Genomic DNA, 24,469 nt, shown 5'->3' with positions numbered 1-24,469 from the left:
GTACACTAGTGTACTGCATCGTCCGGAGCGAACGGCCGCACCACGGGATCGAACGCGCGTTCACGTACCGGGGGCGGTGGGGGGCGATGCGTTAACATACCCTTCCCCTCTGCATGGACCGTGTTCGATGAGTTCCGCGCTGCTCTCCTCGCTCTTCTCCCGCCGCAAATCCTCGCCGGCCGAACCGGCCCCGCGCAAGCGGATCGCCGTGCGGCCGCCTCCGTCGGCGGTTGACGACGGGATGATGGCGCGGCGGCGCGAGGCGGTGCTGCGCATCGTCGCCGACAACCACAACCTCGATTCCGCCATCGTCCGCCTGCGCGAGGAGATCCGCGCCGCCCTCGGCGCCGACAAGTGCATCGTCTATCGCAAGAAGAACAGCATCCTGCTCAACCCCTTTGCCGGCGGAACCAGCGAAGACCCCCGCTTCGAATACAACACCCTGCGCATCGCCGCGGAGTCCGACCTGGCCGGTTTCGTCGCGGTCAACCGTCAGGCCCTGGTGATCCTCAACGTCTACGACAGCGGTGAATTGGCACGGCTCGGTGCCGGGCTGCGCTTCGACGGCCAGTGGGACGAGAAGCACGGGGTACGCACCCGCTCCGCCCTCGTCGCGCCCGCCTTCGCCCCCGACGGCGGGCTGATGGGGGTGGTCCAGGTGCAGAACATGGAGGGCAGCCGCCTCTTCACCAAGGCGGACCTGGAGGTGCTGACGATGCTCGCCGCGGCCCTCGGCGAGGCGCTCTACCTGAAGGTGGGCCAACTGCCGGAATATCTCCGTCACCTGGTGCCGCGGCACATCGAGGAGGAGAAGCTGCGCGCGATGGTGGTCGCCGACAACGACCCGTGGGCCCTCTATGACCTGCTGATGGAGGAACACGGGGTGCCGCTGGAGGCGATCGGCGAGGTGCTCAGCCGTCGCTTCGACTGCCCCTTCGTCGCCTACCGGGCGGGGCGTACGCCGCCGCGGATTGCCGCCATCAACCCCGCCTTTCTGCGCAAGAACCGCTGGGTGCCGGTGGAGGAGGGGGCGGACGGCAGCGTGGTGGTGGCCATCGACGACCCCCGCGACCCCAACCGCACCAGCGAGGTGACCCTGCTGCTGCCGGGACGGCGGGTGGAGTTCCGGGTCGCGCTACGCAGCGATATCCAGCGCTTCATCGACGCCCTCGAAGGGGTCGGTGGCGACGGCGCCCTGCCCCAGGGGGACATCGCCGGTGCCCTGGAGCGGCTGGAGTTCGTCACCGAAGAGGATGAGGAGCGGGCCCAGGGGGAGGACGTTTCGCTCACCGGCCTGGCCAGCGACAGCCCGGCGATCCGGCTGGTGGACTCGATCATCCTCGAAGGGGTGCACAAGAGCGCCTCGGACATCCACATCGAGCCGGTGGAGGTGGAGGAGCGCGGCGCACGCAAGCGGGTGCTGCGGGTGCGCTACCGGATCGACGGCGAGTGCACCAGCGCCACCGTGCTGCCGATCCAGGTGGCGCGCGCGGTGATGGCGCGGCTGAAGATCATGTCGCGCCTCGACACCTCCGAGCGGCGGCTGCCGCAGAGCGGCAAGATCAAGATCAAGGGGATGAACATCGAGCTGCGCATCGAGATCTGCCCGACCAGCCTCGGTGAGGAGAAGGCGGTGCTGCGCATCCTCGCCTCCAAGCTGATCACGCTGGAGAAGCTGATCACCCACGAGGAGCAGTACCGCCGCTTCCGCCGGATCATCCAGCGTCCCCACGGCATCGTCCTGGTGGTCGGCCCCACCGGCTCGGGCAAGACCACCACCCTGCACGCCGCGCTGCACGCGCGCAACGAGCCGGGGGTCAACATCATCACCGCCGAGGACCCGGTGGAGATCACCCAGCCGGGGATCACCCAGGTGCAGGTCAACTACGACATCGACCTCACCTTCCCGGCGATCCTGCGCTCCTTCCTGCGCCAGGACCCGGACATCGTCATGGTCGGCGAGATCCGCGACGGCGAGACCGCGCGCATCGCCTTGGAGGCGGCGCAGACCGGCCACCTGGTGTTCAGCACGCTGCACACCAACAGCGCGCCGGAGACGGTGACCCGGCTGTTCGACCTGGGGCTGGACCCCTACTACTTCGCCTCGGCGATCTCCGGCATCCTCGCCCAGCGGCTGGTGCGGCGGTTGTGCGAGAAGTGCAAGCGGCCGCGGGTGATGGGCGGCGAGGAGCTGGAGGCGATGGCCGGGCAGTTCGGCGAGGAGGAGTTCGCCGCGGTGCTCGCCGGGCACGACGCGCTGAGCGTGTATGAGGCGGTGGGCTGCGAGGCGTGCGGGAAGACCGGCTACAAGGGGCGGCTCGGCATCCACGAGATCCTCGACAAGAGCCCGGCGATCGTCGAACAGATCCAGGGGAAGGCGGCGACGCCGGAGTTGAAGGCGCAGGCGATGCGGGATGGGATGCGGACGTTGTTTCAGGATGGGATGAGGAATGTGATCGAGGGGCTTACCTCCTGGGAGGAGGTGGTGAGGGTTTGTTCTTCGGAGGATTGATTTGGGTATAACCATGGTTATACTTCGGGTCATGAAAACCGCAATCTCCATTCCCGACCCGCTGTTTCAAGCCGCCGAAGAGTTTGCCCACGCTCGTGGCCTGACGCGCAGCCAGCTCTATGCTCGGGCGATGAGCGAGTATTTGGAAGGGCACCGTGACGATCGGGTCACCGAACGGCTTGATTACGTTTACGGGGCAGCCGGCGCCGATTCGTCTGTGGAACCCGAATTGGAGGAGATGCAGCGGCGTTCCATTCCGCAAGATGGCGAATCGTGGTGATTCGGCGTGGCGAGGTCTGGTGGGCCTCCCTGGATGAGCCGCGAGGATCGGAACCGGGTTTTCGCCGGCCCGTAGTGGTGGTACAGGCGGACTCCTTCAATCGAAGCCGCATTCAAACCGTTATCGTCGCCGTCATCACCAGCAATCTCCGTCTTGCCGAAGCGCCCGGTAACTTCCCGTTGTCGAAGCGGGAGTCGGGTCTGCCCAAGGATTCGGTCGTTAACGTTTCCCAGCTTCTTACGCTCGACAAGGGCTATCTCACCGATAAGGTCGGTGGCCTTTCCGGTGACGGTCTGCGCAAGCTGGATGAGGGGATTCGGTTGGTTACGGGGTTGGGTGGTGAATTCTGACGTTGGTATCGATTGAGCGCGCTATCGCGCGGGTGATTGAATCGGGTTCTCGCACCCGAAGGCGAGTTACTTTCTTTTGGCTATGTCTGATTACGTGTTGCGATCGGTCGATAGCGCCGCGGTTCATTGTAGGAGCGGCCCCTAGGCCGCGATCACGACGGAGTGAGGCACCTCGATTTGGCAAGTGGCAGGAACGGACATGGCGCCATCGCGGCCTAGGGGCCGCTCCTACATTCAAGGAATGTCGCAACAGCCAACTCAGGCATGGCCTCTCTTGGTTACTTTTATTTGGCCGCGCAAAGAAAAGTAACTCGCCTTCGGGTGCGAGAACCCGATTAGAATAATTGTGCAATAGCGCAATCCTTAAATTCGATTGGCGGGGAATGTATATGGAAATTCTAGATAGATTGAAGAACGGATGGATTCAGCTTCTTGGTGTTGTATCGTCTTTGTTATTGTTGGTTTTTTGGTTAATGGAAATAGAAAATACCTTCAAAGTAGAGGCAAGAATGGTAGATCTAGTGATAGGAGTGTTGCCAGCTATTGTTTCCCTGTTTACATCTTTTTTTCAGCGATATTGGATTGTCTTTGTTGTCGGATTATGGTTTGTCTTCGCTGGGACTATCGTGAATATTGGGAAAGTCGGAGTGCTCTTCCTATTGTTTTCGTTAATCCTTGTATTGCTACCGTTTTTGAAGATGATTTTTGTAAGGAAAACGTGAACTAAAGCGTCGGAAGCGGGTGCGTTTGAATAGGTGCAAGTTGAGCGATCAGTAAACCTTGTTCTTTTCCCCGAACTCGTAGGGCGGATTAGCGATAGCGTAATCCGCCAGATCGAAGCTGCCTACGGCGGCGGTGCCTCCGATCCGGCGGATTACGCTGCGCTAATCCGCCCTACGAATTCGATGAGTCGTGAAAGAGAGGGGGCTCGTTTCAGCGCCCGCGCTTGGCTCCAATCCGCAGCCGAAGTGCATTCAGCTTGATGAACCCCCCGGCATCCTTCTGATCGTAGGCCCCGGCATCATCCTCGAACGTCGCGATCTTCTCATCGAACAACGAATCGGTCTCGGATTTGCGTCCGGCGATGATCACATTGCCCTTGTAGAGCTTCATCCGCACCACCCCGTTGACCACCTTCTGCGACTCGTCGATCGCCACCTGGAGCATCTTGCGCTCCGGGCTCCACCAGTAGCCGTTGTAGATCAGCTTGGCGTAGCGCGGCATCAGTTCGTCCTTCAGGTGCATCGCCTCGCGGTCGAGGGTCAGCGACTCCATCGCCCGGTGGGCCTTGAGCATGATCGCGCCGGCGGGGGTCTCGTAGCAGCCGCGGGACTTCATGCCGACGTAGCGGTTCTCCACCAGGTCGTCACGGCCGATGCCGTTGGCACCGCCCACCTTGTTCAGATGCTCCATCACCGTGGCGGGGCTCATCGGCTGGCCGTCGATGGCGACGATGTCGCCCTGCTCGAAGGTCAGCTCGACGTAGGTGGGCTGGTCGGGGGCCTTCTCCGGGGAGACGGTCCAGCGCCACATCCCCTCCTCTTCGGGCTCGCTCCACGGATCTTCGAGCAGGTCGCCCTCGTAGGAGATGTGCAGCAGGTTGGCGTCCATCGAGTAGGGGGACTTCTTGCTCTGCTTGGCGAAGTCCACCGGGATGCCGTGCTCTTCGGCGTATTTCATCAGCTTCTCGCGGGAGAGCAGGTCCCATTCGCGCCACGGGGCGATGATCTTGACGTCGGGCATCAGGGCGTAGGCGCCCAGCTCGAAGCGCACCTGGTCGTTGCCCTTGCCGGTGGCGCCGTGGGAGATGGCATCGGCGCCGGTGGCCTTGGCGATCTCCACCAGGCGCTTGGCGATCAGCGGGCGGGCGATCGAGGTGCCGAGGCGGTATTCGCCTTCGTAGAGGGCGTTGGCGCGGAACATCGGGTAGACGTAGTCGCGGGCGAACTCCTCGCGCAGGTCCTCGATGTAGATCTCCTTGATGCCCATGGCCTCGGCCTTGGCGCGAGCCGGTTCCACCTCTTCGCCCTGGCCGATGTCGGCGGTGAAGGTGACCACCTCGCAGTGGTAGGTCTCCTGCAGCCACTTGAGGATGACCGAGGTGTCGAGGCCGCCGGAGTAGGCGAGGACCACTTTTTTCACGTCAGACATGGTTCGCTCCATTGAGGATGAGGGTTGGGCGTCGGGCGCCGCGGGACCGGGAATTCTGCCACCGCGCTCAGGGGCGTGTCGAGGGGTGGGGGAGAGATCACGCAGAGCTCGCAGCGGAGCAGAGATCGCGGAGTTTTTTTCTCTCTCGTTTCCACGCTCTGCGTGGAAACGCCGCTCTTCGACGCTCTGCGTCGTGTCGAGCGAGGGCGCAGGGGATTCGGTGTGTCTCCCTCCGCTTGAGGACGCAGAGCGTCCAAGGTGGCCGGTTACGACGCGGAGCGTCGTAACCAGAGGGGGGGGCGGGAGGGGACGGGGCTTGCTCTCGTTTCCACGCTCTGCGTGGAAACGCCGCTCTTCGACGCTCTGCGTCGTGTCGAGCGAGGGCGCAGGGGATTCGGTGTGTTTCCCTCCGCTTGAGGACGCAGAGCGTCCAAGGTGGTCGGTTGAGACGCGGAGCGTCGTAACCAGAGGGGGGGGCGGGAGGGGATGGGGCTCGCTCTCGTTTCCACGCTCTGCGTGGAAACGCTGTTCTTCGACGCTCTGCGTCGTGCCGAGCGAGGGCACCCGGGTTTCGGTGCGGTTCCAAGGACGCAGAGCGTCCAAGGTGGCCGGTTACGACGCGGAGCGTCGTAACCAGAGGGGGGGCGGGAGGGGATAATAGGGCTCTTCATCTGCGCGCTCTGCCCCTCTGCGCGCTCTGCGTGAGCGGTGGGCCCTCAGGTGGGCGGATGGGTCACGCGCATCGCCTCGCCGAGGTCGGCGAGCGGGCGGCCGAGGTGGTAGCCCTGGGCGTAGTCGATGCCGCAGCGGGCCACCGCTTCGAGGATCTCGCCGTCTTCGATGTATTCGGCTACGGTGCGGATGTCCAGCTCGCGCGCCAGGGTGGCGATGGAGTTGACGAAGGCGCGGTCGCGCTCGTCGCGCAGCATGTTGGCGATGAAGTCGCCTTCGATCTTGATGTAGTCGATGGGGAAGCGCTTGATGTAGTGGAACGAGGAGAAGCCGGAGCCGAAATCGTCGATGGCGAACTTGAACCCTTCCATCTGCAGGTTGGCGACGAACTTCTCCAACACCTGGAGGTTGGTGACGGTCTCCCGCTCGGTCAGCTCGAAGACCACGTTGCTCGGCTCGATCCCCTGGTCGCCGACCATCTTGCGCACCTTGGGGAAAAACTCGGAGAGCACCAGGGCGCGCGGCGAGATGTTGATGAACAGCGTCCCCCGGTAGTTCACCGCGCGGGCGGCGGCGAAGGCCTTCTCCATCACCGCGAAGTCGAGGTTGTGGATCAGTCCCATCCGTTCGGCGGCCTCGACGAACTCGCCGGCGGCGGCGACCCGGCCGCCCTCGGTGTGGATGCGCGAGAGCACCTCGCAGGCGTGCAGCTCGCCGCTCTTGGAGCGCAGGATCGGCTGGAAGAAGGGGACCACCCGGCTCTCGTCGAGGGCCTTGGAGACCATGGTGCACTTCTCGGCGATCTCGCGGAAGGCGGTGAGCACGTCCGACTCGCCGGGGAAGGCGGCGCGGTTTTTTCCCTCGGCCTTGGCCCGGTACATCATGTTGTCGGCGAACAGGAAGAGGTCGCGGCCGTTCTGGGCGTGGTCGGGGTAGACGGCGACGCCGACCGAGCTGCTCGCCTTGATCTCGCTGCCGTCGGGGGCGGGCAGCAGCACCGTGCCGGCGGTGCGGACGATGGCGTCGGCCAGCTTGATCACCTCCTCGCCGTCGATCTCCGACATCAGCACGACGAATTCGTCGCCGCCGTAGCGGGCGAGTACGTCACCCTTGCGCAACAGCTCCTTGATCGCGTCGGCGAAGGCGCGCAGCAACTGGTCGCCCATGGCGTGGCCGTGGCTGTCGTTGACCGCCTTGAAGTTGTCGAGGTCGATCACCAGCAGGGCGAATTTGTGGCCGTAGGCCTCGGAGCGGGCTGTCTCGTGGTCCATCAGGTCCCAGAAGACCCGCTGGTTGACCAGGTCGGTGAGCGGGTCGCGGGTGGCGTAGTACTCCAGATCCTTGGTGTACTTGGAGATCGCCTTCACCGAGCCGACCACGTTGAGCAGGGTGGAGAGGATGCTCTCGACCACCAGCAGCTTGACCGAGTCCTCGGTGGTGCCGGCCTGCACGCCGATGCCGACGATGCCGCCGATCTTCGGCGCCTCCACCAGCAGCGACTTGGTCTGCACCCGGATCTCGTCGACGGTGAGGCTGAGTTCGGGGCCGTCGGGGTCGGCGATGTGGTGGTGGATGGTGGCGTCGAGGGCGGGGGTGAGCTCGTTGTGCTGACTGATCTTCTCGCGTACCACCTCCTCGAACAGGCGGACGGTCTCGCGGCTCGGCGGGTGGTGCCAGAACACCTCCAGGTCGAACAGCTCCTCGTCCACCTTGAACATGGAGAAGAGCGAGTAGGCCTCGATCACCGCGTTGATGTCGAGGAGCAGCCGCTTGACGTATTCGCGCCAGTCGCGCACCACTTCGGAGGTGATGACGAAACGCTCCAGCAGGCGGATCTCGAACTCCAGCAGCTCCTTGTCCACGGCGAAGGTGCGCAGCTTCTTCACCAGGGTGGAGACCTCGTCGAGCACCACCTGGAGTTCGCTGAACACCTGGCGGTCCTCGGGCATCTCCAACTGTTGCAGGTCGGAGACCCGGTTGACCCGGGCGATGCCCTGGCGCAGCCGGCCGATGGAGCGATCCAGCCGCCGGTTGATGAACAGCGCCACCAGCAGGGCGACGATGAACGGTGCGGGGGCGATCAGACCGAGGGTGGAGAGGAACTGGCCGCGCGCCTTCTCCAGCATCGGTCGCAGGTCCTGGCGCACCTCGATGACGCCGAGGGTGTCGCCGACCCGGGCGTTGACGTGGCAGCGCAGGCATTCGTCGCGGGCGACCAGCGGATGGAGGTAGCGCAGGCCGCGCTCCTCGGCGATCTTGTGTTCCTTGCCGTCGGCCAGGGCGGTGCGCAGCGGGCTGTCCAGGGGTGGCTGCTCGATCGGCCCGAACAGCGCCTCCACCCGCGGGCCGCGGTAGATCTCCAGCTCGTAGGGGGTGTCGCGGAAGGTCTCGCGCATGGAACCGAGGAAGCCCTCGACGTCCTGGCGCGACCAGCCGCGGCGCATGATCTGGAACATGGCGGTGAAGGTCTGCTGGGCGAGGGCCGAGGAGACCGCCTCGGCGTCGGCGCGGGCGCTGTGGTCGTAGAGGGCTGAGATCACCGCGTAGAGGCCGCCGAAGAGCAGCAGGGAGACCAGCAGGGCGGCGGCGAGGATCAGATGTTTGATGCTGTTGAATCGGGGCATGCGTCGGGGCAGGTCTGGACGGCGATGATGAGCAACAAGCCCCGGGGCCGGGAAGATAGGGAGCATGCTCGGGGTTCTACTTATGGTTCGAGTGTATCCCTACCGGCGGGGGGTTGGAATACCCTCGCCGGCTTGCCGATTGGGTACGCATTCTCCAGCGCTGGAAAATAAGCGCTTGCTAATACTGTTTTTGGGGCCTAGACTGGTTCGCGTCCTCAGGGATACCACCGAAAAACAATCCGAATTACCAAATAGGAAATAGACATGACCAAGATCACCAAGATCCTCGTCGCCGCCGGCGCCCTCGCCATCTCCGCCTCTGCCAACGCTTGGTGGGGCTGGGGTGGTCCTTGGAACAACGGCGGCAATGGTTGGGGCAACGGCAACGGTGTTGGCGACGGCTCCTTCGACATGTCCTTCAGCGGTCGCGGCAACAGCAACATGTACAACGGCTACAACGGCTACGGCTACGGCGCTCCCTACGGCTACGGCTACGGCGCTCCTTACGGCTACGGCGCCCCCTACGGCTACGGTGCCGCCCCCTACGGTGCCGCCCCCGCCCCCTACGGCTACGCCCCCTACGGCGCCGCCCCGGTTGCTCCCGCCGCTCCCGCCGCTCCCGCCGCCAAGTAAGGTGATCGGATAGCGCCTCCCCTTTTCCAAGGGGGGATGCGGACGAAGCCGGTCCAGGTTCTCCTGGGCCGGCTTTTTTTTATTGCCTGTGGAGTGCTCGAGAAGAAGAGTTTTCAACGCAAAGGCGCGAAGACGCAAAGGCCGCAAAGGGGGGGGTGGGGTTTGTTGCGGTGCCGCGCGGCAACCGCCTGCCTCGATTCCTTTGCGTTCTTTGCGCCTTCGCGCCTTTGCGTTGGATGTTCTTCTTCTCCGATCAGCCTTTGAGGCGGTACTCGGCCGAGCGGGCATGGGCGGTGAGGCCTTCGCCGCGGGCCAGCACCGAGGCGGTGCGGCCGAGGTCGTCGGCGCCGTCGGCGGAGCAGAAGATCAGGCTGGAGCGCTTCTGGAAGTCGTAGACCCCGAGCGGCGAGGAGAAGCGTGCGGTACGTGAGGTGGGCAGCACGTGGTTGGGGCCGGCGCAGTAGTCGCCCAGCGCCTCGGCGGTATAGCGGCCCATGAAGATGGCGCCGGCGTGGCGGATCTTCGGCAGCAGCGCCTCCGGGTCCGCCACCGACAGCTCCAGGTGCTCGGGGGCGATGTGGTTGCTCACCTCGGCCGCCTCGTCCAGATCCTTGACGGTGATCAGCGCGGCACGGTCGGTGAGCGACTTTTCGATGATCTCGCGCCGCTCCATGGTGGGCAGCAGCCGGTCGATGCTCTCGCGCACCTTGGCGACGAAGCCGGCATCGGGGCTGACCAGGATCGGTTGGGCGTCCTCGTCGTGCTCGGCCTGGGAGAAGAGGTCCATGGCGATCCAGTCGGGGTCGGTCTGTCCGTCGCAGATCACCAGGATCTCCGAGGGGCCGGCGATCATGTCGATGCCCACTGCGCCGAAGACGTGGCGCTTGGCGGTGGCGACGTAGATGTTGCCGGGGCCGACGACTTTGTCCACCCGGGGCACCGTCTCGGTGCCGTAGGCCAGTGCAGCCACCGCTTGGGCACCGCCCAGGGCGAAGGCGCGGTCGACGCCGGCGATGGCGGCGGCGGCGAGCACCAGCTCGTTCATCTCGCCGCCGGGGGTGGGCACCACCATCACCAGCTCGGGGACGCCGGCCACCTTGGCGGGGATGGCGTTCATCAGCACCGAGGAGGGGTAGGCCGCCTTGCCGCCGGGGACGTAGAGGCCGACCCGGTCGAGGGGGGTGACCTGCTGGCCGAGCAGGGTGCCGTCGGCTTCGGTGTAGGACCACGACTCACTCTTCTGACGTTCGTGGTAGGCGCGCACCCGCTCCGCGGAGTGCTCCAGCGCCTCGCGCTGTTCGGCGGGGATACGGGTCAGGGCCTGTTGCAGTCGCTCCCGGGAGATCTCCAGGTCGGCCATGCTTGCCGCGCTCATGCGGTCGAAGCGGTTGGTGTACTCCACCACCGCGGCATCGCCGCGTTCGCGGATGTTCTTGATCACGTCGAGGACGACGCCGTTGACCGCGTCGTTGGAGACCGACTCCCATGCGAGAAGCTCATCCAATTTTTTCCAAAAATTGGAATTTGAGGAATCGAATGTGCGTATTTCAGTCATGGCGTCGATCTCTGTTGGTTGGGCCCAATGTCGTCAAATCACGCGAGACTCGTTGGGCGTAGGGCGGATTGGCGATGGCGTAATCCGCGGGATCGGAGCCGATTTCGGCGAACGCGCCTTCGTTCCCGGCGGATTACGCTGCGCTAATCCGCCCTACGAGGTTCCGCAGCTACGATTTGGAATCGCGTTCGGATTCAATCGGCGACGGCGTCGCCGATTACGCGAATCAACTCTTTGATTCGCGCATGCTTCATCTTCATGGAGGCCTTGTTGACGATCAGCCGCGAGCTGATGTCCATGATGTGCTCCTGCGGCTCCAGGCCGTTGGCGCGCAGGGTGTTGCCGGTGTCCACCACGTCGACGATGCGGTGCGCGAGTCCTACCAGCGGGGCCAGCTCCATGGAGCCGTAGAGCTTGATCACCTCCACCTGTTCACCCCGCTCGGCGAAATAGCGACGGGTGGTGTGGATGTACTTGGTGGCGATGCGCATGCGCCCCTCCACGGGAGGCGCCTGGGTCGGGTCGGCGTGGCCGGCCACCATCAGCTTGCACTTGGCGATCTTCAGGTCGAGTGGCTCGTAGAGTCCTTCGCCGCCGTGTTCGAGCAGCACGTCCTTGCCGGCGACGCCGAGGTCGGCGGCACCATGCTGGACGTAGGTGGGGACGTCGGAGGCGCGTACCACCAGCAGCTTCACGTCGGGCAGGTTGGTGCCGACGATCAGCTTGCGGCTGCTCCCCGGTGCCTCCTCCGGCTCGATCCCCGCGGCGGCCAGCAGCGGCGCGGTCTCGTCGAAGATCCGGCCTTTGGAGAGGGCGATGATCAGCGGGGTGTTGCCGGTTTCAGCGGAGGTCATGGACGGGGGCCTTTTCGCTATAGGTCGGAACGGTGGTGAAGGATGAGCGCCGGGTAGAGTATGTCTGTGACCAAGGGGAGGTCAAAGGTGAAAGGCAAAAGGTTAAAGGGGGAAGGGCTCTGCCAATCCAATGCCCCCCTGCTCTCCGGCCAACGTGGCATCAGCGATTGGGTGGGCGCCAAACGGAGGCCCTTTGACCTTTTGCCTTTCACCTTCTCTATTCCGGCACCCGCCGGATGCTCGCGCCGAGCTGCGCCAGCTTCTCCTCGATGCACTCGTAGCCGCGATCGATGTGGTAGATGCGGTCCACCTTGGTCTCCCCCTCGGCCACCAGGCCGGCCAGCACCAGGCTGGCCGAGGCGCGCAGATCGGTGGCCATCACCGGGGCGCCGGTCAGTTTGTTGACCCCGGTGGTGATCGCGGTGTTGCCTTCGAGGCGGATGTCGGCGCCCATCCGCTGCATCTCCTGGACGTGCATGAAGCGGTTCTCGAACACCGTCTCGGTGATCGTGCCGGTGCCCTCGGCGACGATGTTGAGGGCGGTGAATTGCGCCTGCATGTCGGTGGGGAAGGCGGGGTAGGGGGCGGTGTGGACGCTCACCGCCCTGGGCCGCCGGCCGCCCATGTCCAGTTCGATCCAGTCCTCGCCGAGGGTGATCTCGGCGCCCGCCTCGCGCAGCTTGGCGAGCACCGCGTCGATGTTCTCCGGGCGGGTGTCCTTCACCTTCACCCGGCCGCCGGTCATCGCCGCGGCGACCAGGAAGGTGCCGGTCTCGATGCGGTCGGGGAGCACCTCGTAGCGGGTGCCGCGCAGCCCCTCCACCCCTTCGATGGTGATGGTGTCGCTGCCGGCGCCGCGCACCTGGGCGCCCATCGCGTTGAGGCAGTTGGCCAGATCCACCACCTCCGGTTCGCGGGCGGCGTTCTCGATCACCGTTTCGCCATCGGCCAGGGCCGCGGCCATCATCAGGTTTTCGGTGCCGGTGACGGTGACCATGTCGAGTACCAGCCGCGCCCCCTTCAGCCGCTTCGCGCGGGCGCGGATGTAGCCCGACTCCACCTCGATCTCGGCGCCTAGCGCCCGCAGTCCCTCCAGGTGGAGGTTGACCGGGCGGGAACCGATGGCGCAGCCGCCGGGTAGCGAGACGTCGGCGCGGCCGTAACGGGCGAGCAGCGGGCCGAGCACCAGGATCGAGGCGCGCATCGTCTTCACCAGTTCGTAGGGGGCGAAGAATTCGCGGATCGAGTCGGCGTCGACCTCGATGTTGAGCCGCTCGTCCACCGTCAGGCCCACCCCCATGCGGCCGAGCAGCTCCATGGTGGTGGTGACGTCGTGGAGATGGGGGACGTTGCCGATGGTCACCGGCCCTTCGGCGAGCAGGGTGGCCGCCATGATGGGGAGGGCGGCGTTTTTCGCCCCGGAGATGCGGATCTCGCCCTGGAGGGGGCGGCCGCCGGTGATCAGCAGTTTGTCCATGCGGTGGGAGCTCTAACCCGTGATTGCGTACGGTGTCGTGGTGTCCGGCGGGGGGGTGTCCGGTCCCGGCGGGGCGGGGAACCGCGCATCATATATAAAAAAGGGGTCTAAGCGCCAGCCTTCGTTTTCCGCCAGGATGGCGGGAATGGGCGGGTGCGGCGAGGGGCGGCATTCATTCGGTTCCGTCAGGCGCCATCGCCGCGGAGGATCTCCGCCACCCCGCTCAGGCGCGCCATCGCCAGCAGTTGCGGCGGGAGGTGGTCGAAACGCAGCTGGCGTCCGCGGCGGCGGGCCTCGCGCAGCCACTCGGTGAACAGCGCCAGGGCGGAGCTGTCGGCCCGCTCCACCCCGGAGAGGTCGACGTGGATCGGGCCTTCGCCGTCGAACAGCCGGTCGTCGATCGCCAGCAGGCGGGGGACGCTGGAGAAGTCGAGGGGGCCGCGCAGCCGCAGTCGGCCCTGTTCGTCCCGTTCCAGCCGCGCTGCGGTGCGGTACACCTAGTTCCCCTGCCGGTTGCGCTCGGAGAGCTTGGTGATGAGACCGTCGACGCTGCTCTCGCGGATCTCGCTGGCGAAGCTGGAGCGGTAGTTGGTGACCAGGCTGAGGCCGTCGATCGCCACGTCGTAGACCTTCCATTCGCCCCCCTCGAGGTGGAGCTTGTAGTCCACCGGTACCGGCAGGCCGCCGGCCACCTCGGCCTCGGTGCGCACGGTCACGTCGTCGGCTTCGCCGGCGGCGCGCAGCGGCAGATAGCTGATGGTGGTATCGGCGTATTCGTTGAGGGCGGTGGCGTAGGTGCGCACCAGCAGGGTGCGGAACTCGTTGGTGAAGCGCTCGCGCTGCCTTTCGTCGGCACGGCGCCAGTGCTTGCCGAGGACCCACTGGGCCATCCGTTTGAAGTCGAAGTGGGGCAGGACGATTTTCTCCACCAGGCCGTAGATTCGCTCCGGCTTGTCCTGGATGGTCTCCTTCTCCGCGCGCAGGGTGGTGAGCATCTGCTCGGAGGTGGAGCGGACCAACTGCTGGGCTTCCTGCGGCGTGGCCGCCCGGACGGTGGTGGCGAGCAGCGCCAGCGCGCCGGCCAGGAGCGCCAGCCAGGGGGTGAAGCGGGACCGGTTGGCGCTCATTCGTAGCCTCCACTGGTATAGAGCAGCTTGGCCACCGCCATGTTGTAGTCGTTGATGGCGGCGAGGTAGTCGGTGTGGGCGAGGACGTAGCCCTGGAAGGCGTCGGCCAGCTTGTTGGCCTCCTCCAGACCGGCCTCGAAGTCGGCGTAGCTGGCGATCATCCAGCGGCGGCCGGAGCGGCTGCCGTCGTACAGGGTCTGCACGCTGTCGTTGAGGGTGGTCGCCTGGTGGTACTGCTCGGCCACCTCGAAGGGGATCCCGCGGCGGGCGAAGGAGGCCTTCTCCACCAGGGCGTTGAGTTCCGACTGGGCGCGGGCCACCCGCGCCGAGGTGACGCCCCCCTCCCAACGCCAGTTGATGCCGACCACCGGCGTGGCGCCGGCATGATCGAAGGGGTCATAGACGTAGGGGCTCTCCAGTCCGTCGCGGCCGGAGCCGGAGACCGAGCCGACCACGCCGGCGTAGAGGTTGGGCATGCCGTCGGCCTTCTTCGCCGCGACCAGGGCGCGGCGGGCGCGCAGGCCGGCCTCCAGCTGGGCCACCTCGGGGCGCTTTTCGAGGGCGGCGGCCTGCAGTTCGGCGAGGCTCTGGGCTGGCATCTCCACCGGGCGGATGTGGCGCTCGGCCACCTCCAGCCCATCGCTCAGCGGAGTCGCGGTGAGCACTTTGAGTCCGTCGAGGGCGATCGCCTCCACCGCCTTGGCGCGGTTGAGGTACTTCACCAGGATGGACCGGCCGGTCTGCAGGGCGAAGAGGTCGGACTGCTTGGCCTTGCCGCGGCCCTTCTTCAGCCAGCGCTCCACCAGGGCCACCGCCTTGTCGGCGCGCTCGACCACGTCCTCCAGCAGGGCGCGGGTGTCGCGGGCGGCGAGATAGCCGTTGTAGGCGCGGACCACCTCCAGGCGGGTGTCGGCACGGCGAATGCGCACGTCGCCCTCCTTCACCTCCACCTGGCCGCGGGCCGCATCGGCGTAGTTTTCGATCTTGCCGAAGGTGTAGAGGGGCTTGATCAGCTTGAATTCGATGTTGCCCCAGGCGCTGACCCCGTCGAGGGAGTCGTCACGATTCACCGAGCAGGGGAGGGTGCTGCAGGTGTGGGTGCCGTTGCTGAAAAAGCCGCCGTTGTCGTCGGGGGCGAGGCCGAGGAAGGCGTTGACGTCGAGGGTCAGGTCGCCGGAGGCCTGCGCCTCCTCCACCAGGGTGCGGGCGGCCTCCACCAGGTGGCGGGTCTCACTGATTCGCGGGTCGGCGGCGAGTGCCTTCTCCACCGCCTGGTCCAGGGAGAGGGCGGCGGCGTCGGCCGCGATCGGGGAGAGCGCGAATCCCCCCAGCAGGAGGCCGGCCATCGCGGCGGCGAACGGTTTCTTGCTCATTTGGAATCACTCCCCTCTTGCGCCTTGCTGAATAGGAATTGCCCCACCACCTGCTCCAGTACCAGGGCGGGCTGGGTCAATTTGATCTCGTTGCCGTCCTTGAGGTAGGCGTCGGCCCCGCCCGGCTCCAGGGCGATGTACTGCTCGCCGAGCAGCCCGGCGGTGTAGATGCTGGCCGAGGTGTCCTTGGGCAGCCGGTCGTAGCCGGGTTCGATGGCCAGCTCCACCACCGCCTCGTAGAGCGTCTGGTCGTAGTCGATCCGTGCCACCCGGCCGATCTTCACCCCACCCATGGTCACCGGCGAGCGCACCTTGAGGCCGCCGACGTTCTCGAAGTGGGCCTTCAACCGGTAGCCCTCGTCGCCGTTCATCTCGCTGAGGTTGCTCACCCGCATGGCCAGCATGAACAGCGCTGCCATGCCGGTGGCGACGAACAGGCCCACCATGATCTCGATGTTTCGTGTGCTGGTCATATTCTACTTGAACATCAGTGCGGTCAGGACGAAATCGAGGCCCAATACCGACAAAGCGGTATGGACCACGGTACGGGTGGTGGCGCGGCTCACCCCCTCGGAGGTGGGGATGGCGTCGTACCCCTCGAAGAGCGCGATCCAGGTGGCGACGAAGCCGAAGACCACGCTCTTGACGACGCCATTGTAGACGTCATCCATCAAATCCACCTTGCTCTGCATCTGCGACCAGAAGGCGCCGTCGTCCACCCCGAGCAGGCCGACGCCGACGAACCAGCCGCCCACCACCCCCACCGCGCTGAAGGTGGCGGCGAGCAGCGGCAGCGAGATCAGTCCGGCGAGGAAGCGCGGTGCGACCACCCGCCGGATCGGGTCCACCGCCATCATCTCCATCCCGGAGAGCTGCTCGGTGGCCTTCATCAGGCCGATCTCGGCGGTCAGCGCCGAGCCGGCCCGGCCGGCGAACAACAGGGCGGCCACCACCGGTCCCAGCTCGCGCACCAGCGACAGCGCCACCACCACCCCGAGCGACTCCTCGGCGCCGAAGTCCACCAGGGTGTTGTAGCCCTGCAAACCCAGCACCATGCCGACGAACAGCCCGGAGACCAGGGTGATCACCAGCGACAGCACGCCGACCGCGTAGAGCTCCTTCACCAGCAGCCCCGGCCGCGGCGCCACCGCCGGCAGACCGCCGAGCACCCGCAGCAGGAACAGGTGTCCCCGCCCGAGCCGTTGGAAGACGTTGAGGGCGTTGTGCCCCCACTGTTGCAGCACGTTCAGCATTTCAATCCCGCCCCGCCAGCAGGTCCTCGGCGTAATCGGGTGCCGGATAGTGGAATGGCGCCGGCCCGTCGGGCAGCCCGCCCATGAACTGGCGGGTCCACTCCGAGCCGCCGCGGCCGAGGGCCTCCGGCGTGCCGTGCTCGACCACCTTGCCCTCGGCGATCAGGTAGACGTAATCGGCGATCGCCGCGGTCTCGGCGACGTCGTGGGAGACCACGATGCTGGTCAGTCCGAGGGCATCGTTGAGGTCGCGGATCAGCTTCACCAACACCCCCATGGAGATCGGGTCCTGGCCGGTGAAGGGCTCGTCGTACATCACCATCGTCGGGTCGAGGGCGATCGCCCGGGCCATCGCCACCCGCCGCGCCATGCCGCCGGAGAGCTCGCTCGGCATCAGCCGCCGCGCCCCGCGCAGCCCCACCGCCTCCAGTTTCATCAGCACCAGGTCGCGAATCATCGACTCCGGCAGCGCGGTGTGTTCGCGCAGCGGGAAGGCGACGTTGTCGAAGACATCCAGGTCGGTGAGCAGCGCACCGCTCTGGAACAGCATCCCCATCCGCCGACGCAGGGCGTAGAGCTCGCTACGGCCGAGGCGGGTCACCTCCTCGCCATCCACCTCGATGGTCCCGGCGTCGGGACGCAACTGGCCGCCGATCAGCTTCAGCAACGTGGTCTTGCCGGTGCCCGAAGGCCCCATCACCGCGGTGACCCCGCGGCGGCGGATGTCGAGGTCGATGCCGTCGAAGATCACGCGCGCGCCCCGCGCGAAGCGCAGCCCACGGATCCTCACCAGCGTTTCGTTGCGATCGACCAAGGGCCACCCGTATCAATATAGTGAATGGAATCCGCGCAGAATTGCGGGCAGTGCCGCCGGGAGTCAACCGGTGACGGGAAAAAAAATTCAGCGCCCTCGGGCACATGATCGAATCTCCAGTGCCGCGAGCCCTCACATCCCCAGCAGATCGCGTAGCGTCACCAGCGTACGCAGGGTCTCGTGGTCCGGTGGGGTTCCCTCCAGAAAGAGGAAACGCTCCCCCTCAGGGGCCTGGGCGATGAAGGGCTCGACCATCCCGCGCAACGCCCGCGGCCCGTGGGGGCCGGCGGGGAGGAGTCCGGCGCGGAGCGGTGCCGGGTGTCGGCCCGGGCGCCATAGCGCCGCCGTTGCCACGAAGCCGCCGAATCGCCCGCCGAGGGCCGCGGCGGCGGCCCGTCGCTGCGCCGCCGGGGCGCCATCGACCTCCAGCACGAAGCGGAAGTCGCCGTGGACCTCCTCCGCCCACCCGGCCAGGTTCTCCTGCGTCGTATCGATCCATCCCTGCGCCGGTACCAGCAGTGTGGCGAACTCGTTGGCGTAGTAGGCCAGGCGCCACTCCTCCGGCAGGTCGTCGGGGTAGAAGGTGCCGCGCCAGGCGGGATGCCTCCAGTCCCGCGCGCCGATTCGCAGCGGCCCGTCACCGGCCGGAGCAGACAGCAAATTTTCCTCAGTCGTTAGGGTCATGGGAATAAAGGCCGGGTCAAAAGGGCGGTTTCCCGCTTCCCGCATGGACCACCAGGGGGAGCGTACCCTATCATATGCGGCCTCCGTCTCCGTACGTCCGGATTTTCCATGCTGCTCTCCATCACCGCCGTGCTGATCGGCTTCGCCCTCCTGGTGTGGGGGGCCGACCGCTTCGTCGCCGGCGCGTCGGCCACCGCCCGCAACCTGGGGGTGTCGCCGCTGGTGATCGGGTTGACCATTGTCGGTTTCGGCACCTCCGCCCCGGAGATGCTGGTCTCGGGCGTGGCGGCGATGGACGGCAACCCGGGCCTGGGGATCGGCAACGCGGTCGGTTCCAACATCACCAACATCGGCCTGGTGCTGGGGACCACCGCCCTGATCTATCCGCTGAGCGTCCACTCCCAGGTGCTGAGCCGCGAGTTCCCGGTGCTCTTCGTGATCATGATGGTCTCCCTGCTGCTGCTCGCCGACGGCGATTTCAGCCGTATCGACGGCTTGCTGCTGCTCGCCGGCATGGGGGTGTTGGGCTACTGGATGGTGGCCACCGCGCTACGTTCCCGCGAGGGGGCGGCAGAGAGCGATCCGCTGGCCGACGAATATGAGGCGGAGATTCCCGCCGACATGTCCATGGCGGTGGCGCTGATCTGGCTGGCGGTGGGGCTGCTGGTGTTGCTCGGCAGCTCCAAGCTGCTGGTCTGGGGGGCGGTGGCGATCGCCCACTCCTTCGGCGTCAGCGACCTGGTGATCGGTCTGACCATCGTCGCCATCGGCACCAGCCTGCCGGAGCTGGCCGCCTCGGTGATGGGGGCGATGAGGGGGGAGCACGACGTTGCCATCGGCAATGTCATCGGGTCAAATATGTTCAATCTGCTGGCGGTGCTCGGCCTGCCCGGTGCCCTGGCGCCGGGTGCGGTGGACCCCGATGTGCTCGCCCGCGACTATCCGGTGATGATCGGCCTGACCATCGCGCTGTTCGCCACCGCCTACGGCTTCCGCGGGGCCGGCAGGATCAATCGCATCGAAGGGGCACTGCTGCTCGCCGTGTGGATCGGCTACCAGGGGTATCTTTATCATACGGTATGATTTTTTTGTCGGGTCAAAGGTGAAAGGCTAAAGGCTAAAGGCTAAAGGCTAAAGGGCCTTCGTTTGGCTCCACCCGGGACCTCGCTGCTGTTTCGGTCGTCGAGGTTTTGTTGCGCCAGAGTGGCACGGCCCTCTTTCCTATTGCCTTTTGCCTTTAACCTTTGGCCTGAGCTCGGTGAACTTCGGAGATTGGTCTCCGTGGGTGTCAGGTGAGACTGGAAGCGTTCAATGTACAACACCAAGGTGGGAGCACCCCCAACCCTCGGAGCGCGCCCCGCGGATGAATGACGAGGCGAAGATCCTCCAGCTGGCACTGGCGGTGATCGACAACGAGGCCCGCTCGGTGGCCCGGCTGGCCGAGCGGATCGATGAGCGGTTCGTCGCGGCGTGCCGCTACATGCTCGCCTGCGAGGGGCGGATCGTGGTCACCGGCATGGGCAAGTCGGGGCACATCGGCAACAAGATCGCCGCCACCCTCGCCTCCACCGGCACCCCCGCCTTCTTCGTCCACCCCGGCGAGGCGAGCCACGGCGACCTGGGGATGATCACCCCCAAGGACGTGGTGCTGGCGCTCTCCAACTCCGGCGAGACCGACGAGCTGCTGACCATCGTGCCGCTGATCAAGCGCCAGGGGGTGCCGATGATCGCGATGACCGGCAACCCGCGCTCCAACCTGGCGCGCAACGCCACCGTCCACCTCGACGTCAGCGTCGAACAGGAGGCCTGCCCGCTGGGGCTCGCCCCCACCTCCAGCACCACCGCGGCGCTGGCCATGGGGGACGCGCTGGCGGTGTCGCTGCTGGAGGCGCGCGGCTTCACCGCCGAGGATTTTGCCCGCTCCCATCCCGCCGGCTCCCTCGGCCGGCGGTTGCTGCTGCACATCGAGGACATCATGCACACCGGCGAGCGGGTGCCGCGGGTGAGCGAGGATGCGCTGCTCAGCGAGGCGCTGGTGGAGATGAGCGACAAGGGACTGGGGATGACCGCGGTGGTCGATGCCGGCGACCGGGTGGTGGGGCTCTTCACCGACGGCGACCTGCGCCGCGCCCTGGACAAGGAGGCCGACGTCCACGTCACCGGCATCCGCGAGGTGATGACGCCCAACCCCACCAGCATTCATCCCCACCTGCTCGCCGCCGAGGGGCTGCAGATGATGGAGGCGCGCAAGATCAACGGGCTGCTGGTGGTGGACGAGGCGGGGGTGCTGGTGGGGGCGCTGAACATGCACGACCTGCTGCGGGCGGGAGTGGTCTGAATACTCAATGCTGAATGCTGAATGAGGGAGTCGCTGCGCGACAGGCTGGTTGGACTTTCCGACTGCTGCCAGCTTCCTCCAATAAACGTTCAACATTCGTCGAAAAACGATAACGAAGGCAGCGGGGGTGGGGATGCAGGATATTCTGGAGCGGGCAGCGAAGGTCAAACTGGTCATTTTCGACGTGGACGGCGTGCTCACCGACGGCAGCCTTTTCTACGGCGACGACGGCCAGGAGTACAAGGCGTTCAACTCCCGCGACGGCCACGGCATGAAGATGCTCCAGGCCGGCGGGGTGAAGGTGGGGATCATCACCGGCCGCACCTCCAAGGTGGTCAGCCACCGGATGGAGAACCTGGGGGTGGCCCACGTCCATCAGGGGCAGCTCGACAAGGTGCCGGCCTTCGAACAGATGATCACCGAGCTGGGGGTGGCCGCCGAGGAGGTGGCCTACGTCGGTGACGACGTGGTGGACCTGCCGGTGATGCGCCGGGTGGGGCTCGCCATCGCGGTGGCCGACGCCCATCCGCTGGTCAAGGAGCACGCCCACTGGAGCGCCCCCCACGGCGGCGGCCGCGGGGCCGCCCGCGACGTCTGCGAATTGATCCTGAAGGCGCACGGCGCGCTCGACCGGATGCTGGAGCGCTATCTCCGATGAGCCTCGACCTGCGCACCTGGCTGCCGCTCCTCGCCCTGCTGGCGCTGGCCGCGTTGACCACCTGGTGGCAGCGCAGCCTGGAGGTGGAGCATTCCCGGCGCGGTGCCGGCGACGGTCCCGACTCGGTGATGGAGGGTTACCGCGCCACCCTGATGGACCTCCACGGCAACCCCCGCCACCGGCTGTGGGGCGAGGTGCTGACCCACCAGCCCGGCGACGACAGCACCTCCCTGCAACAGCCGCGGCTGCTGGTCTTCCGTGACCACGGCGAGCCGTGGCTGATCGCCTCGGAGCAGGGGTGGGTCTCCTCGGACAACGAGCTGGTGCTGCTCACCGGCGAGGTGCGCATCCGTCGCGAGTCGTCCCCCGACGAGGGGCCGGTGGCGGTGGACACCCGCGATCTGCGGGTGCTGCCGAAGGAGGATTTCGCCGAGACCGACCAGCCGACGGTGATCGTCACCGATGATCTGAACATGGCCGGTGTCGGCATGCGGGCCTATCTGAAGGATGGGCGGTTACAGTTGTTGAATCAGGTGCGGAGCCGTTATGAACCGAAGAAATCCTAAGGGCGCGGTGGCGTCCGCCGCCTATCTGCTGCTCGCCCTCTCCTCCAGCGCGCCGCAGCTCGCCCTCGCCCTGCCCGGCGACCAGGAGCAGCCGGTGGACCTGGAGGCCGACTCCGCCGACCTCGACGACAAGCGCGGGATCAGCATCTACCGCGGCGACGTGCGCTATGCCCAGGGCTCGATCCGCATGTCCTCCAAGGTGATGACCATCTACAACCCCGACGGCGAGCTCTCCAAGGTGGTGCTGGAGGACGGCCCGGCCCGCTACAGTTGGCTGCCGAAGAAGGGCGACGAGCGGGTCAAGGCCCGCGGCAAGACCATCGAGTACTACGCCGACAAGGATCAGGTGGTGGTGGTCGGCGACGCCGAGGTGGTCCAGGCCGGCGACACCTTCCGCGCCGAGCGGATTGTCTACGACATGAAGAACGACCGGGTGAAGGCCGGCACCGCGGCGAAGCCCGCCAAGGGCGCGGCGAAGGGTGCCGCCGACAAGCCCCGCTCCCGCGTGCGCATGACCTTCCAGCCGAAGGCGAAGAAATGAGCACGCTCTCGGCCCTCCACCTCTCCAAGCGCTACCGCGCGCGCGCGGTGGTCGACGACGTTTCCTTCCAAGTGGAGAGCGGCGAGGTGGTGGGGCTGCTCGGCCCCAACGGCGCCGGCAAGACCACCAGCTTCTACATGATCGTCGGCCTCGCCGCCTGCGACGACGGGCGGATCCTCATCGACCGCGAGGAGGTGACTCTGGAGCCGATGCACGAGCGGGCCCGCCGCGGCGTCGGCTACCTGCCCCAGGAGGCCTCGGTGTTCCGCAAGCTCACCGTGGAGGAGAACCTGCTGGCGGTGCTGGAGGTGCAGCCAGCGCTCGACGAGACCGCCCGTCAGAAGCGCCTGGAGGAACTGCTCCACGAGTTCCACGTCGGCCACCTGCGCGACGCCCTCGGCATCAGCCTCTCCGGTGGCGAGCGACGCCGGGTGGAAATCGCCCGTTCGGTGGCCGCCCGTCCCCGCTTCATCCTGCTCGACGAACCCTTCGCCGGGGTCGACCCCATCTCGGTGGTCGACATCCAGCAGATCATCGCGCATCTCAAGGAGCGCGGCATCGGCGTGTTGATCACCGACCACAACGTCCGCGAGACCCTCAACATCTGCGACCGCGCCTACATCCTCAACAACGGCCGGGTGATCGCCGACGGCCAGCCGGAGACGATCCTCGCCGATCGGCAGGTACGCGAGGTCTATCTGGGCGAACACTTCCGTATGTAAATAGGAGGCTATCCGGCCCGCGCGGTTGGGTGTTGTGCCCGCCGACGGGGCGGCGCGCGCGCGGGCCGGATAGCCTCCTATCATTGGCTCCGACACCCCCTCGTTCCCACGCTCCGCGTGGGAACGTCTTCCCTGACGCTCCGCGTCATGCTGAACGCAGGCACCACCCGTTCGGCGCCGTGCCGCTACCTGGAGGTAGAGCGTCCCGGGAGCGATTGCGGCGCTGAACGTCGCAATCAGAAGTAAGGTGTTGCGTGGGATTCCAGTTCTGCTGTGAGTTTCGAATTGCGCAATATGCGGGCTGAAGTTTCAGGAAGAATGTCATGACAAATATTATCGATTGGATGTCCGAAAATTTCGGTTTGCTTGTCATAATGCTGGAAGCGATGGTGATCGCATCATCTGTTGTGATGATGGTTGTATTGTATGTTCGCCGGCACAATAAGAGGAAGCAAAAGAGAAAGCGCTATGGTATGAAGAAAGGGGCCGTTTCCGTGGGAAGACGTTCGGCCGGAGAAGATGATCACGAACAAGGGGAAGGGCAAGAGGTTGAGGTGTTGATGTCTGAGGCGTTGACCCCGCCAGGGAAAGAAGGTGGCGAGGGGCGTGGGGTCGCTGAGTCCGGCTCAGGAGTGGAGGGGGAATATGAGAGGAATCGCTCTCTGTTTGAGGATCTGGCGAGCGTACCGGCGGGTTCAGGGGAGGTGAGGGAGCGCCCAAGCCAATATTCGAAGAATGAAAAGGTGGATTTTTCGGTGTTTTCTCCGGAAGCCATTGAGCCCATGTCTACATTTCTGCTGGATCTATGGGTATATCTGTCTCATCAGTACGCCTACGTCGTGGAGGCGGCGAAGACAACCGGCAAGACAAGGGCCGTGGGTAGAAAAGCAGGGGTGGCGGTGGAGCGAGGCTCGGTGCTGACAATACAGGCCGAAATTGCCGGATTGAATGTGTTGGAACCTGCAGAGTCGATTGTTTGGGATGGTGAGCCCACCAATGCGTCTTTTGTCGTCAATGTGCCCGAAGGTGTGTCGAGCGGCCATCATCATGGAAAAATAATAGTAAGGTATGAAGGGGTTGCGGTTGCGAAAATTGTTTTTTTGATCGAAGTGGCTTCCTGTAAGAGTCAAGAGCGCTCGGAGCGGTCCAGTAATGTTGTATATCCAAAGAACGCCTTTGCCTCTTATGCCAGTCAGGATAGGGGTGAGGTCTTGTCGAGAATACAGGGGATGAAGAAAATCGTGCCCGATCTCGATGTCTTCGTGGACGTGCTCTCCTTAAGGTC

Annotated in this window: 23 protein-coding genes; 11 read left to right on the top strand and 12 right to left on the bottom strand. The window is 65.7% G+C overall.

The features are described from left to right. The first annotated feature begins 127 nt into the window (after positions 1–127). From ACYQ2W_RS12260 to ACYQ2W_RS12250, 3 genes are read left to right on the top strand one after another with little or no spacing between them, the layout of a single operon-like run. Positions 128–2,512, top strand: coding sequence for a GspE/PulE family protein (locus tag ACYQ2W_RS12260; RefSeq protein WP_459867181.1), 2,385 nt, complete (start codon positions 128–130; stop codon positions 2,510–2,512). A 31-nt stretch (positions 2,513–2,543) separates the two neighbouring features. Then, entirely contained in the window at positions 2,544–2,792 is a 249-nt protein-coding gene (locus ACYQ2W_RS12255) for a hypothetical protein (RefSeq protein ID WP_459867178.1), read from the top strand. After that, positions 2,786–3,142, top strand: coding sequence for a type II toxin-antitoxin system PemK/MazF family toxin (locus ACYQ2W_RS12250; protein ID WP_459867175.1), 357 nt, complete (start codon positions 2,786–2,788; stop codon positions 3,140–3,142). Before ACYQ2W_RS12255 ends, ACYQ2W_RS12250 begins: the two co-directional genes overlap by 7 nt. A gap of 933 nt (positions 3,143–4,075) precedes the next feature. On the opposite strand, the gene ACYQ2W_RS12245 is transcribed toward ACYQ2W_RS12250, so the two are convergent. Both ACYQ2W_RS12245 and ACYQ2W_RS12240 read right to left on the bottom strand, forming a co-directional pair. Beyond that, positions 4,076–5,293 carry an argininosuccinate synthase gene (locus ACYQ2W_RS12245; protein WP_459867172.1) on the bottom strand — a complete coding sequence of 406 codons (1,218 nt, stop codon included), beginning with the start codon at positions 5,291–5,293 and terminating at the stop codon, positions 4,076–4,078. Positions 5,294–6,009: 716 nt separating this feature from the next. Then, positions 6,010–8,589, bottom strand: a complete 2,580-nt coding sequence (locus tag ACYQ2W_RS12240; protein WP_459867169.1) for a putative bifunctional diguanylate cyclase/phosphodiesterase — start codon at positions 8,587–8,589, stop codon at positions 6,010–6,012. Positions 8,590–8,853: 264 nt separating this feature from the next. Here ACYQ2W_RS12240 and ACYQ2W_RS12235 point away from each other — a divergent pair, with 264 nt between their 5' ends. Continuing rightward, positions 8,854–9,222, top strand: coding sequence for a sulfur globule family protein (locus tag ACYQ2W_RS12235; protein ID WP_459867166.1), 369 nt, complete (start codon positions 8,854–8,856; stop codon positions 9,220–9,222). Between the two features lie 253 nt (positions 9,223–9,475). Here the strand turns inward: ACYQ2W_RS12235 and hisD are convergent, their stop codons facing one another. The 10 genes from hisD to ACYQ2W_RS12185 all read right to left on the bottom strand — a co-directional run bounded on the left by hisD (position 9,476) and on the right by ACYQ2W_RS12185 (position 18,335). Beyond that, positions 9,476–10,777, bottom strand: a complete 1,302-nt coding sequence (gene hisD / locus ACYQ2W_RS12230) for a histidinol dehydrogenase (RefSeq protein WP_459867163.1) — start codon at positions 10,775–10,777, stop codon at positions 9,476–9,478. 194 nt (positions 10,778–10,971) lie between these two features. Further along, on the bottom strand, positions 10,972–11,631 hold the full coding sequence (gene hisG, locus ACYQ2W_RS12225; RefSeq protein ID WP_459867160.1) for an ATP phosphoribosyltransferase: 660 nt from the start codon (positions 11,629–11,631) through the stop codon (positions 10,972–10,974). A gap of 217 nt (positions 11,632–11,848) precedes the next feature. Next, on the bottom strand, positions 11,849–13,108 hold the full coding sequence (gene murA, locus ACYQ2W_RS12220; protein ID WP_459867157.1) for a UDP-N-acetylglucosamine 1-carboxyvinyltransferase: 1,260 nt from the start codon (positions 13,106–13,108) through the stop codon (positions 11,849–11,851). Positions 13,109–13,293: 185 nt separating this feature from the next. After that, entirely contained in the window at positions 13,294–13,605 is a 312-nt protein-coding gene (locus tag ACYQ2W_RS12215) for an STAS domain-containing protein (protein ID WP_459867154.1), read from the bottom strand. Further along, the gene (locus ACYQ2W_RS12210; RefSeq protein ID WP_459867151.1) at positions 13,606–14,235 is read right to left on the bottom strand and encodes an MlaC/ttg2D family ABC transporter substrate-binding protein; all 630 of its coding nucleotides are present in this window, start codon (positions 14,233–14,235) and stop codon (positions 13,606–13,608) included. It lies immediately after the preceding gene. Continuing rightward, positions 14,232–15,608: a TolC family protein gene (locus ACYQ2W_RS12205; RefSeq protein ID WP_459867148.1), complete on the bottom strand. Its 1,377-nt coding sequence runs from the start codon at positions 15,606–15,608 to the stop codon at positions 14,232–14,234. The genes ACYQ2W_RS12210 and ACYQ2W_RS12205 overlap by 4 nt, the downstream gene beginning before the upstream one ends. Continuing rightward, positions 15,605–16,081 carry an outer membrane lipid asymmetry maintenance protein MlaD gene (mlaD, locus tag ACYQ2W_RS12200; protein ID WP_459867145.1) on the bottom strand — a complete coding sequence of 159 codons (477 nt, stop codon included), beginning with the start codon at positions 16,079–16,081 and terminating at the stop codon, positions 15,605–15,607. The genes ACYQ2W_RS12205 and mlaD overlap by 4 nt, the downstream gene beginning before the upstream one ends. 3 nt (positions 16,082–16,084) lie before the next feature. After that, on the bottom strand, positions 16,085–16,861 hold the full coding sequence (gene mlaE, locus ACYQ2W_RS12195; protein WP_459867142.1) for a lipid asymmetry maintenance ABC transporter permease subunit MlaE: 777 nt from the start codon (positions 16,859–16,861) through the stop codon (positions 16,085–16,087). 1 nt (position 16,862) lies between these two features. Continuing rightward, on the bottom strand, positions 16,863–17,675 hold the full coding sequence (locus ACYQ2W_RS12190) for an ABC transporter ATP-binding protein (RefSeq protein ID WP_459867139.1): 813 nt from the start codon (positions 17,673–17,675) through the stop codon (positions 16,863–16,865). A 132-nt stretch (positions 17,676–17,807) separates the two neighbouring features. Continuing rightward, entirely contained in the window at positions 17,808–18,335 is a 528-nt protein-coding gene (locus ACYQ2W_RS12185) for a DUF72 domain-containing protein (protein ID WP_459867136.1), read from the bottom strand. A gap of 132 nt (positions 18,336–18,467) precedes the next feature. Here ACYQ2W_RS12185 and ACYQ2W_RS12180 point away from each other — a divergent pair, with 132 nt between their 5' ends. The 7 genes from ACYQ2W_RS12180 to ACYQ2W_RS12150 form a co-directional block, all read left to right on the top strand. Continuing rightward, positions 18,468–19,442, top strand: coding sequence for a calcium/sodium antiporter (locus tag ACYQ2W_RS12180; RefSeq protein ID WP_459867133.1), 975 nt, complete (start codon positions 18,468–18,470; stop codon positions 19,440–19,442). Positions 19,443–19,722: 280 nt separating this feature from the next. After that, entirely contained in the window at positions 19,723–20,697 is a 975-nt protein-coding gene (locus ACYQ2W_RS12175) for a KpsF/GutQ family sugar-phosphate isomerase (protein WP_459867130.1), read from the top strand. Between the two features lie 133 nt (positions 20,698–20,830). Further along, positions 20,831–21,355: a 3-deoxy-manno-octulosonate-8-phosphatase KdsC gene (kdsC, locus tag ACYQ2W_RS12170; RefSeq protein WP_459867127.1), complete on the top strand. Its 525-nt coding sequence runs from the start codon at positions 20,831–20,833 to the stop codon at positions 21,353–21,355. After that, positions 21,352–21,921 carry an LPS export ABC transporter periplasmic protein LptC gene (gene lptC / locus ACYQ2W_RS12165; protein ID WP_459867124.1) on the top strand — a complete coding sequence of 190 codons (570 nt, stop codon included), beginning with the start codon at positions 21,352–21,354 and terminating at the stop codon, positions 21,919–21,921. Before kdsC ends, lptC begins: the two co-directional genes overlap by 4 nt. Further along, positions 21,902–22,462, top strand: coding sequence for a lipopolysaccharide transport periplasmic protein LptA (gene lptA, locus ACYQ2W_RS12160; RefSeq protein ID WP_459867121.1), 561 nt, complete (start codon positions 21,902–21,904; stop codon positions 22,460–22,462). Before lptC ends, lptA begins: the two co-directional genes overlap by 20 nt. Then, positions 22,459–23,184, top strand: coding sequence for an LPS export ABC transporter ATP-binding protein (lptB, locus tag ACYQ2W_RS12155; protein ID WP_459867118.1), 726 nt, complete (start codon positions 22,459–22,461; stop codon positions 23,182–23,184). The genes lptA and lptB overlap by 4 nt, the downstream gene beginning before the upstream one ends. Before the next feature lie 323 nt (positions 23,185–23,507). Then, positions 23,508–24,469: hypothetical protein (locus ACYQ2W_RS12150; RefSeq protein ID WP_459867115.1), on the top strand; the 962-nt coding region annotated here is incomplete at its 3' end.

This window comes from Endothiovibrio diazotrophicus, assembly GCF_054657215.1.
The sequence above is the reverse complement of the archived record's forward strand: the minus strand, read 5'-3'. Positions and strand labels throughout refer to the sequence as shown.